Below are 9,852 nucleotides of genomic sequence, written 5' to 3'. Positions count from 1 at the left end.
GACTGGCTCGACCACCCGGCCGGATCGGTGCTGGTCGAGTTCGGCCGCACCCGCGTGCTGTGCGCCGCCTCCGCCTCCGCGGGCGTGCCCCGCTGGCGCAAGGGCTCGGGCCTGGGGTGGGTGACCGCCGAGTACGCGATGCTCCCCGCCTCCACCAACACGCGTTCGGACCGCGAGTCGGTCAAGGGCCGCATCGGCGGCCGCACCCACGAGATCTCCCGGCTGATCGGCCGTTCACTGCGCGCGGTCATCGACTACGAGGCTCTCGGTGAGAACACCATCCAGCTCGATTGCGACGTGCTCCAGGCCGACGGCGGCACCCGCACCGCGGCGATCACCGGGGCGTACGTCGCCCTGGCCGACGCCTGCGCCCACCTCGGCGTCACCGGTGCGCTGACCAGTTCCGTGGCTGCGGTCAGCGTCGGCATCATCGACGGCGTCCCTCGGCTCGACCTTCCCTACGAGGAGGACGTGCGTGCCGAGACCGACATGAACATCGTGATGACCGGCACCGGCTCCTTCATCGAGGTGCAGGGCACCGCCGAGGGCGCACCGTTCAACCGCGGTGAGCTCGACGCGCTGCTCGCGCTCGGCGAGAAGGGCTGCGCCGACCTCACCCGCCTCCAGACCGAGGCGCTGGCGGTGGAGCGGCAGCGTGCCTGAACGTGAGGTCGAGGTCTTCCTGGCCTCGCGCAACGCGAAGAAGCTGGAGGAGATGCAGCGGATCCTCGCACCGCTGATCCCCGACATCCGCGTGCTCGGGCTCGACGACGTGCCGGCGTACGACGAACCGGTCGAGGACCAGCCGACGTTCGAGGGCAACGCGTTGCTCAAGGCCAGGGCCGGTGTCGCGGCGACTGGTCTGCCCTCACTTGCCGACGACTCCGGGCTCTGTGTCGACGCGTTGAACGGCATGCCCGGCGTGCTGTCGGCGCGTTGGTCGGGGCCTCCTCGGAGTTCGACCCTGGGGCAGGACGCACGCAACAACGAGCTGCTGCTGGCCCAGCTGGAGGACGTGCCCGACGTTCGCCGTACGGCGTTCTTCACCTGCGCGGTGGCGCTCTGCCACCCGGCCGGCGACGGCAACGTCGAGGAGCACGTGGTGCACGGACGCATGGACGGCCGCATCCTCCGCGAGGTGCGCGGGTCCGGCGGCTTCGGCTACGACGTGCTCTTCGCGGCCGACGGGTACGACGTCACGACCGCCGAGCTGGCGCGCGAGGAGAAGGACGCGATCTCCCACCGGGGCAAGGCATTGCGCGAGATCGCGCCGTTGGTCAGCCGCGTGCTGTCGGGGCGCTGACCGGTTCGTCGCGACTGAGGAGCCGGACCAGGGTGAGGCCCCAGAGCGTCGCGAAGACGAACATCACGATCGAGTAGACCGCGGCCGGCACCGAGGCCTCGGTGCTCTCGAGGATCTCGACGGCGACGAAGATGGCCAGGGTGCCGTTGTGCACGCCGATCTCCATGGATGACGCGATCGCCTGGCGGTCGATGATGCCGAACGCCTTCGGCACGAAGTAGCCGGCCGTCAGGCTGATCGCGCAGAACAGCGCCGCCACCAGGCCGACGTCGCCGAGGTAGTCGACGACGTTGTCGCGCTGGTCGACGAGGATGGCCAGCACCAGGGCGGCGAGGATGATCGCGGAGGCGATGCGCACCGGCTTGTCCATGGCGGCCGCGAACGACGGCCTCCTGTCGCGCACCAGCATGCCGACGCCCACCGGGATCAGCACGATCGCGAACACCTGCACGACCTCGCCGATCGGCATCGAGATGCTGTCGCCCTTGTCGTAGTAGGCGATCGCGAGGTTGGTGATCAACGGGAGGGTGACGATCGAGATGATCGAGTTGATCGCGGTCAGCGAGATGTTCAGTGCCACGTCTCCGCGGAACAGGTGGCTGAACAGGTTGGCCGTCGTACCGCCGGGGGAGGCGGCCAGCAGCAGCATGCCGATGGCGAGCAGGGCAGGAAGGTCGAAGGCGAGCACGAGACCGAAGCACACGGCCGGAAGCAGCAGCAGCTGGCACCCCAGTGCGACCGCGACCGCCCTCGGGTGGCGGCCGACCCGCTTGAAGTCCGCCATGGTCAGGTCGAGCCCGAGCCCGAACATGATGATGCCGAGGGCGATGGGCAGACCGACCGTGGTCAATGCGGAGTCCATGCACGGACTCTAGGGACAAATCAGACCGGGCGAGCTGGATTCAGGCCCAAGCGGGTGCCCGATCACCCCGAAGGCCAGCCAGCCAGGCCGCGCACGGGGATGCGGCTTGCTGCATCTTCGGGGAGGTCGCTCTGGTGCCGGAGGGGGGACTTGAACCCCCACGCCCTAGGGCACAGGTACCTAAAACCTGCGTGTCTGCCAATTCCACCACTCCGGCCGGCCCGCGAAAGTCTAGGGCCGGGGGCTCGCGAGAGCTCAGTCGAGGGCGAGGTCGCGACGCAGCTTGGCCACGTGACCGGTGGCCTTGACGTTGTATTGCGCCACCTCGATCTTGCCGTCCTCGTCGACCACGAAGGTCGAGCGGATCACGCCCTGCACGAGCTTGCCGTAGAGCTTCTTCTCACCGAACGCGGCGTACGACGTCATCACCGCCCTGTCCGGGTCGGAGATCAGGGTGATGGTCAGCCCGTCGCGCTCGCGGAACCTGGCCAGCTTCTCCGGCTTGTCGGGCGAGATGCCGAGCACCTCGTAGCCCGCAGCCTTCAGGGAGTCGAGGGACTCGGTGAAGTCGCAGGCCTGCTTGGTGCAGCCCGGCGTCATCGCGGCCGGGTAGAAGTAGACGATCACCTTGCTGCCGCGCAGGCTGCTCAGCGACACCTGGTCGCCGGCGTCGGACGTGAGGGTGAAGTCGGGGGCGGTGTCTCCGGGGGAGAGTCGCTGCTCGCTCAAGGTAGGGGTCCTCCTGACCGTTCGGGCAGTTGTTGCACACCATGTGCAACAACGTAGGCTGCGCAGTATGCACGTACCTGATGGATTCCTCGACGCGCCCACCTCGATCGCGACCGGTGTCGTGGCCGTGGCCGGCGTGGCGGTCGCCCTTCGCGGTGCACGCAAGGAACTCGACGACCGTACCGCCCCGCTGGCGGGGCTGGTCGCCACGTTCGTCTTCGCGGCCCAGATGATCAACTTCCCGGTCGCCGGCGGCACCAGCGGTCATCTGCTCGGCGGGGTGCTCGCGGCGGTGCTGGCCGGCCCGTTCACCGCCGTGCTGTGCCTCAGCGTCGTCCTGCTCGTGCAGGCGCTGCTGATGGCTGACGGGGGAGTGACCGCGCTCGGCACCAACATCACGCTGATGGGCATCGTCGGCGTCGTCGCCGGCTGGCTGGTCTTCCGCGGCCTGCTCTCCGTGCTGCCCCGCCGGACGTCGATGGTGGCTCCCGCCGCCGCCGTCGCCGCACTGGTCAGCGTGCCCACCGCGGCCCTGGCCTTCGCCGCTCTGTTCGTCATCGGCGGCACCGCGCCGGTCGACTCCGGCAAGGTGCTGGTCGCGATGGTCGGCTGGCATGTCGTGATCGGCATCGGCGAGGCCGTGATCACGGCCCTGGTCGTCGGCTCCGTCGTGGCCTCGAGGCCCGACCTCGTCCACGGCGCCCGCCACCTGCTGGCCGCCCGCGAACTCGAGATCCGGAAGGCCGTCGCATGAGGTCCCGCAAGTTCTTCGCCATCTTCCTGCTCGTCTCGCTGCTCGTCGCCGGAGTGGGCAGCTACTACGCCAGCTCGCACCCCGACGGGCTCGAGTACGTCGCCGGCAAGACCGGGTTCGGCGACTCCGCCAAGGACTCCGCCACCTCCGACAGTCCCTTCGCCGACTACGGGGTCAAGGGCGTCGACAACGCGCGGCTGAGCGGCGGACTTGCCGGCGTGGTCGGCTGTGCCGTGGTGCTCGTGCTCGCCGGCGGCCTCTTCCTCGTCGTACGCCGCCGCGGCGACGGCGAGGCTGGTGCCGGCATCGGCGCCGGCGACGAGGCCTGAGGTCATGGGTGCCGGTCACGGGCACCGGCTCTTCTTCCACGGCCACAGCGCGATCCACCGGGCGCGCGCCCACTGGAAGCTCGTCGTGCTGCTGGTCTTCATGCTCACCGTCGTGGCCACACCGCACCACTGGTACGCCGTCTTCGGTGGCTACGCGCTGGTCCTGGTGACGTTGATCCTGGTCGCGCGCGTGCCGCTGCTCTACATCGCACGACGCATGGTGGTCGAGGTCCCGTTCGTGGTCTTCGCGCTGCTGATGCCGTTCATCGCCACCGGTCCGCGCATCGACGTGCTCGGCGTGAGCGTCTCAGAGCCGGGGCTCCTCGCCGCCGGCGGCTTCCTGGCCAAGGCCACCCTGGGCGTGGTGGCCTCGCTCACCCTGGCCGCCACCACCGAGCCCGTCGACGTGCTGCGCGGCCTGCGCACCCTGCGGATGCCCGACCAGATCGTGTCGATCATGAGCTTCATGATCCGCTACCTCGACGTGGTCACCGACGAGCTGCGCCGTATGGTCACCGGCATGCGATCCCGTGGCTGCGACCCGCGCTCCCCGCGGCACTGGCCGATGCTGGCCCGCACCCTCGGCGCGTTGTTCATCCGCTCCTACGAGCGCGGTGAGCGCGTGCACCTGGCGATGCTCTCGCGCGGCTACGACGGACGGATGCCCTGATGGCCACCCCCGTGCTCGACGTCCGCGGCCTGGCCTTCGCCTACCCCGACGGCCACCAGGCGCTGTTCGGCGTCGACCTGCACGTGCACCGCGGTGAGCGGGTCGCGCTCCTCGGCCCCAACGGGGCGGGCAAGACCACGCTGGTGCTGCATCTGAACGGAATCCTCACCGCCGGCGCCGGGACGGTGGCGGTGAGCGGGATGCCGGTGGAGAAGAAGAACCTCAAGGAGATCCGTCGCCGGGTCGGCATCGTCTTCCAGGACCCCGACGACCAGCTGTTCATGCCGACCGTGCGCCAGGACGTCGGCTTCGGACCGGCCAACCAGGGCATCAAGGGCGCCGCGCTCGACAAGGTCGTCATCGAGGCTCTCGACCGGGTCGGCATGGCCGACTTCGTCGATCGCCCGCCGCACCACCTCTCGTTCGGTCAGCGGCGACGGGTCGCGGTCGCGACGGTCCTGGCGATGGAGCCCGAGATCCTGGTGCTCGACGAGCCGTCCTCCAACCTCGACCCGGCCTCCCGGCGCGAGCTCGCCGACATCCTGCGCTCGCTCGACGTCACGGTCCTGATGGTCACCCACGACCTGCCCTACGCCCTCGAGCTGTGCTCGCGCTCGGTCGTGCTGCACGGGGGAGTGGTGGCCGCGGACGGGGCGACGTACGACGTCCTGACCGACGACGCGCTGATGGCCGCGAACCGACTGGAACTCCCGTTCGGCTTCGACCCGCGAACCATTGGTAACGTTCCCAACTGACGCACCACCGACGCAGTCACATTTTCGTGGCGGACGAACCAGGAGATTGATCGTGGCCAACGAGATCAGCTCGATCGAGAGCGAGATCGAGCAGACGCGCGAGCGGCTTGCCCAGACCATCGACCTGCTCGCCCACCGGGCGCACCCCAAGACCATCATCAGTCGCGAGGTGGCCTCGGTGAAGGCCCACTTCGTCGACGTGAACACCGGCGCACCGCGCACCGACAACATCCTCAAGGTCCTCGGCGGCGTGGTCGGCGTGATCGTCCTGTTCGGCGTGATCCGCAAGGTCGTCAACTGATCCGTGAGTGACAAGACACCGATCAAGATGCTGCACGACCGCATTCTGGTCGAGCTCGACAAGGACACCGGCGAGCGGCGCTCGGCCGGTGGCATCGTGATCCCCGCGACAGCGGCCATGGGCGGTCGTCGCCTGGCCTGGTCGAAGGTCGTCGGCGTCGGACCGCACGCACGCGCCGTCGAGATCGGCGACCGGGTGCTCTTCGACCCCGAGGAGAAGGCCGAGGTCGAGGTCAACGGCGAGCTCTACGTCGTGATGCGCGAGCGCGACATCCACGCGGTCGCCGCTGAGCGTCTGGCCGACGAGTCGACCGGCCTCTACCTCTGAGTCGTGGCCCCGGGCTCCGGCTCCACGGCACGGTCCCGCTGCGCCGGCCTGGGCGGTAGCCACCGGTCCAGCCACAGGGCGCCGGCGAAGAGCGCGAGCATCAGCACGGTGACACCCGCACAGTTGGCCAGCACGGCGCCGTACCCGTGCTCGTCGACGTCGATGAACGGGTAGGGATACCAGCTCGCGAACGGTCCTCGCACCAGCGTGCAGACCAGCCACAGCACCGGCAGCACGAGGAAGGGGACCAGGTCACCACGCGTGACCCGGTTCCGTGGCCCGAAGCCCAGCCACCCGATGACGGCGAGGATCGGCACCACCACGTGCAACAGCTTGTCGGCGAGCAGGTCCGCCCCGTCGAGGTCCAGGATCGGGCGGAGCAGGAAGAAGTGCACGATGCCGCCGCCGAGGACCAGCACGACGGCGTTGAGGCGTAGGGCCCGCCAGGCCCGCCCGCCGTGGCGGAACGGGTTCGACACCAGGGTGGCCGCCGACCAGGCGACCAGCACGTTGCTCCAGATCGTCAGATAGCTGGCGAAGCGGATCAGCCGGGTGCCCAGGCCCGGGGCCTCGCTCTCGTCGAGCACGGTGTTGCCCTGCACGATGAGCACGAGCTGAAGGACCAACGCCCCGGCCGTCACCACCGCGGTCAGCAGGTGCCAGGCACTCGCCGGCCGGTCCTGGGTGGCTGCCATGGCCTGAGCGTAGGGCCACCGAGTGTGACCTGCATAACCTTTCCGGCGACGTCCACGTTGTTGGTTCATGCAACCTCGCCTGCTGCTCGTCGGTGCCCTGGCCCTGCTCGTGCCCGTGCTCGCCGTTCCCCGGCTCGGGGCCTCGGCCGAGCCGGCGGCTCCCACCGCAGTGGCCGCGCCGACGTACCGTGCGACGATCACGACCACCCGGCACGGCATCCCGCACGTGGTCGCCGACGACTTCGGGTCCCTCGGCTTCGGCAGCGGGTACGCGGCGGCGGGGTCGTCGATCTGCACGCTCGCCGACACCGTGATCACCGGCCGTGGCGAGCGGTCGCTCTACTTCGGCGAGGGGTCGTACGACGACCAGGTGGCGATCGCCGGAACGAACCTGCAGGTCGACACCCTGGTCGGCGACCTGCGCAACCGTCACGTCGTGGAGAAGCTGCTGGCCGATCCCGTGCGTGGCCCCAGCCCGCGGGTGAAGAAGCTGGTCGAGGGCTACACCGCGGGCATCAACGCCTGGATCGACGATCAGGGCGGAGCCGACGGCATCACCGACCCGGAGTGCGCGGGTGCCGACCACCTCGATCTCGAGGCCACCTCGCTCGACCTCTGGTACGGCGTCTACCTGGCCAACATCATGGCCTCCACGGGGCACTTCGCGGCCCAGATCGTCGACGCTTCGCCGGCCACCCTGACCGACCCCGGGCTGCCGCAGGTCCCGGGGCTCCCGGCCGTGCCGACCCTGGCGGACCTGACGAAGGCGGCCTCGAAGGTCGACAAGGCCGCGCTGCTGAAGGCGCTCGGCAAGGACCCCGACGCGCCGTTCGGCTCCAACGCCACCGCGATCGGTGGCGACCGCACCACCACCCGGCGCGGCATGGTGCTGGGCAACCCGCACTTCCCGTGGCGGGGGCGGTTCCGGTTCTCCCAGCAGCACCTGACGATTCCGGGTGTCTACAACGTGGCCGGTGCCTCGCTGATCGGCTCTCCGGCGGTCAACATCGGCTGGAACGACACTGTCGCCTGGAGCCACACCGTCTCCACCGCCTACCGCTTCACGCCCTACGAGTACGTCACGGTTCCCGGCACGACGACGTACGTCGGACCGAAGGGGCCACGGCAGCTCGAACGACGGTTCGTCGACGTGCGGGTGCGCCAGGACGACGGTTCGTCGAAGACCGTGCGCGAGGACGTCTATCGCACCGACCAGGGCTATGTGATCGACGCTCCCGACATGCTGATGCCGTGGGGGCCGGCCACCCTCTGGGCGATCCGCGACGCCAACGGCGAGCAGCTGCGCACCATCGACTCGTTCCTCGACATGGGGCAGGCGACCAGTGTGCGTGACCTGATCCGCCGCCAGGACAGGGGCGGCGGCATCCCGTGGGTGAACACGATCGCCGCCGACCGGGCCGGCAACGTCGCCTACGCCGACCACTCGGTGGTGCCGAACGTGCCGAACTCGATGTTGAACACCTGCATGACCCCGGTGGGTCAGGTGCTGATGCTGGTGGCCGGACTGCCCGGCCTCAACGGCGCCCTGGCCGACGGCCCGTGCGCCTGGAAGAACGACGCAGACGCCGCGCGCCCGGGGGTGCTCGGACCCAAGAACCTGCCCGTGGCCTACCGCCGCGACTGGGTGGCCAACGCCAACGACTCCTACTGGCTGCCGAACCCGCGGCAGACGCTGGAGGGCTACCCCAAGATCATCGGCTGCGAGCGGTGTGAGCGCTCGATGCGCACACGGATGGTCTATCGCTACCCGACCGATGCGATCGCCGGCGGGCGCCGGATCTCCCCGACCCAGCTGGCCTCCTTCGAATACCAGAACCGGGTGATGGGTGCCGAGGTGATGCGGGTTGACGGCGCGCTCGACACGGTCTGCCGGGCGGCCGAGGGCGGCGACGCGTGCGACGTGCTCCGGGCCTGGGACGGGCACAGTGACGCGACGTCGGTGGGCAACCACATCTTCGAGGAGTTCGTGAAGAGGCTGCCCGGCGGAGGCATCTGGAAGAAGCCGTTCGACGCCCAGGATCCGCTGAACACCCCACGGGGGCTGGTGCCCGGCAACCAGGGCACGGTGAAGGCGATGAAGGACGCCATCGCCCACCTGCGTGCGCAGGGCATCGCGATGGACGCGACCTGGGGCTCGCTGCAGGTCGCCGGCGACCGTGGTGCGCCGCCGATCCACCTCGGTGGCGGCTCGCATGCCGCCGGCAACGCCAACGTGCTGACCGTGCGGACGCCGGAGCAGAACGACGAGTTCTGGTCGCCGGTGACCTACGGCTCCTCGCACATCCAGTCGGTGGCGTTCCTGGCTGACGGCCGGGTCTCTGCGCGCACGATCCTGACCTACTCCCAGTCGGAGAATCCGCGCTCTCCGTGGTCCGCGGACCAGACCAGGTTGTACGCTGCCGAGCGCTGGGTCGCGTTCCCGTGGACCGCGCGGCAGATCGCCGCCCAGCAGGTGTCGAAGACGGTCGTCACCGGGTAGGCGAGGTCACACCGGATCGGGTTCGCCTCGATTTTTCTCCGGGGTCACCGGCTGCTAATGTTTCTCTCGCGTCAAGCGGCATTAGCTCAATTGGCAGAGCAGCTGACTCTTAATCAGCGGGTTCGGGGTTCGAGTCCCTGATGCCGTACCAACCAGAAGGCCGGATCCCTCGGGATCCGGCCTTCTGCGTTCAGTGTGACGGAGTCTGTGCTCGCTGCCGCGACCGCGTCATGGGGTCTCGGCACGCCGATCGCGGCCTCGTCCCTGGGCCGCGCGGCCCGCTCGACCACCATCAGCGGATTCACTGCCGCGTCTCCGCTCATCTCGCAGGCCGAGCAGGGCATCGCGCAGGCTCTCGCCCGTGCGCTCGATGCGCCAGTTGGTCCAGCCGTTGGCGTCGTAGCCGTTCAGCGCCTTGCCGGCGCCGGAGGGGGAGTCGTGGAGGGTGCCGTCCTCGAGACGGATCTGGCCGTCGTCGGTGATCGTGGCGGCGAACTCCTCGCCGGATCGCGGGCGACGCCAGACCAGCCTGTCGCCGGCCTTGAGGGCGCCGGTCTCGACGAGCAGGGCGAGACGGTTGCGGCGGGGGCCGCGCTGGCCCTCGCGTTCGCCGCCGTGTCCTCGACC

Annotated in this window: 13 protein-coding genes and 2 tRNA genes; 10 read left to right on the top strand and 5 right to left on the bottom strand. The window is 69.6% G+C overall.

Annotated features, from left to right (window positions below; translation table 11 throughout):
- Positions 1-663: ribonuclease PH (rph, locus tag NJ4_RS00665; RefSeq protein WP_067428643.1), on the top strand; the 663-nt coding region annotated here is incomplete at its 5' end.
- Positions 656-1,303, top strand: coding sequence for an RdgB/HAM1 family non-canonical purine NTP pyrophosphatase (gene rdgB, locus NJ4_RS00660; RefSeq protein ID WP_281178221.1), 648 nt, complete (start codon positions 656-658; stop codon positions 1,301-1,303). The genes rph and rdgB, both read left to right, overlap by 8 nt.
- Here the strand turns inward: rdgB and NJ4_RS00655 are convergent.
- The 3 genes from NJ4_RS00655 to bcp all read right to left on the bottom strand — a co-directional run bounded on the left by NJ4_RS00655 (position 1,278) and on the right by bcp (position 2,894).
- Positions 1,278-2,165, bottom strand: coding sequence for a bile acid:sodium symporter family protein (locus tag NJ4_RS00655; RefSeq protein ID WP_067428640.1), 888 nt, complete (start codon positions 2,163-2,165; stop codon positions 1,278-1,280). The genes rdgB and NJ4_RS00655 overlap by 26 nt on opposite strands.
- Positions 2,166-2,297: 132 nt before the next feature.
- Positions 2,298-2,382, bottom strand: a tRNA-Leu gene (locus NJ4_RS00650).
- Between the two features lie 38 nt (positions 2,383-2,420).
- Entirely contained in the window at positions 2,421-2,894 is a 474-nt protein-coding gene (gene bcp / locus NJ4_RS00645; RefSeq protein ID WP_067428637.1) for a thioredoxin-dependent thiol peroxidase, read from the bottom strand.
- A 67-nt stretch (positions 2,895-2,961) separates the two neighbouring features.
- Here bcp and NJ4_RS00640 point away from each other — a divergent pair, with 67 nt between their 5' ends.
- Genes NJ4_RS00640 through NJ4_RS00615 form a run of 6 tightly spaced genes read left to right on the top strand, consistent with a single transcriptional unit; the run spans position 2,962 to position 6,030 of the window.
- Positions 2,962-3,648 carry an energy-coupling factor ABC transporter permease gene (locus NJ4_RS00640; RefSeq protein WP_067428635.1) on the top strand — a complete coding sequence of 229 codons (687 nt, stop codon included), beginning with the start codon at positions 2,962-2,964 and terminating at the stop codon, positions 3,646-3,648.
- Positions 3,645-3,977 carry a PDGLE domain-containing protein gene (locus tag NJ4_RS25870; RefSeq protein WP_067428632.1) on the top strand — a complete coding sequence of 111 codons (333 nt, stop codon included), beginning with the start codon at positions 3,645-3,647 and terminating at the stop codon, positions 3,975-3,977. Before NJ4_RS00640 ends, NJ4_RS25870 begins: the two co-directional genes overlap by 4 nt.
- 4 nt (positions 3,978-3,981) lie before the next feature.
- Positions 3,982-4,647 carry a cobalt ECF transporter T component CbiQ gene (cbiQ, locus tag NJ4_RS00630; RefSeq protein ID WP_067428630.1) on the top strand — a complete coding sequence of 222 codons (666 nt, stop codon included), beginning with the start codon at positions 3,982-3,984 and terminating at the stop codon, positions 4,645-4,647.
- Positions 4,647-5,402 (top strand): energy-coupling factor ABC transporter ATP-binding protein, encoded by a 756-nt coding sequence (locus NJ4_RS00625; protein WP_067428627.1) that lies wholly within the window; start codon positions 4,647-4,649, stop codon positions 5,400-5,402. The genes cbiQ and NJ4_RS00625 overlap by 1 nt, the downstream gene beginning before the upstream one ends.
- 52 nt (positions 5,403-5,454) lie before the next feature.
- Positions 5,455-5,703: a DUF3618 domain-containing protein gene (locus tag NJ4_RS00620; RefSeq protein WP_245644393.1), complete on the top strand. Its 249-nt coding sequence runs from the start codon at positions 5,455-5,457 to the stop codon at positions 5,701-5,703.
- A 27-nt stretch (positions 5,704-5,730) separates the two neighbouring features.
- Positions 5,731-6,030, top strand: coding sequence for a GroES family chaperonin (locus NJ4_RS00615; protein ID WP_067428647.1), 300 nt, complete (start codon positions 5,731-5,733; stop codon positions 6,028-6,030).
- On the opposite strand, the gene NJ4_RS00610 is transcribed toward NJ4_RS00615, so the two are convergent.
- Positions 6,021-6,725: a Pr6Pr family membrane protein gene (locus NJ4_RS00610; protein ID WP_067428624.1), complete on the bottom strand. Its 705-nt coding sequence runs from the start codon at positions 6,723-6,725 to the stop codon at positions 6,021-6,023. The two genes, NJ4_RS00615 and NJ4_RS00610, sit on opposite strands and share 10 nt — an antisense overlap.
- A 67-nt stretch (positions 6,726-6,792) precedes the next feature.
- Between NJ4_RS00610 and NJ4_RS00605 the strand changes: the two genes are divergently transcribed.
- On the top strand, positions 6,793-9,225 hold the full coding sequence (locus tag NJ4_RS00605; protein WP_067428622.1) for a penicillin acylase family protein: 2,433 nt from the start codon (positions 6,793-6,795) through the stop codon (positions 9,223-9,225).
- 75 nt (positions 9,226-9,300) lie between these two features.
- Positions 9,301-9,376: transfer RNA gene (locus NJ4_RS00600), tRNA-Lys, on the top strand.
- Between the two features lie 77 nt (positions 9,377-9,453).
- Here the strand turns inward: NJ4_RS00600 and NJ4_RS00595 are convergent.
- On the bottom strand, positions 9,454-9,852 hold a 399-nt coding region (locus tag NJ4_RS00595), incomplete at its 5' end, for a restriction system modified-DNA reader domain-containing protein (RefSeq protein ID WP_157550526.1).

This window comes from Nocardioides jensenii JCM 1364 = NBRC 14755 (assembly GCF_001552535.1).
Lineage (GTDB): Bacteria > Actinomycetota > Actinomycetes > Propionibacteriales > Nocardioidaceae > Nocardioides > Nocardioides jensenii.
Note: the sequence above shows the minus strand (reverse complement) of the source record. Positions and strands in the feature narration are given on the sequence as shown.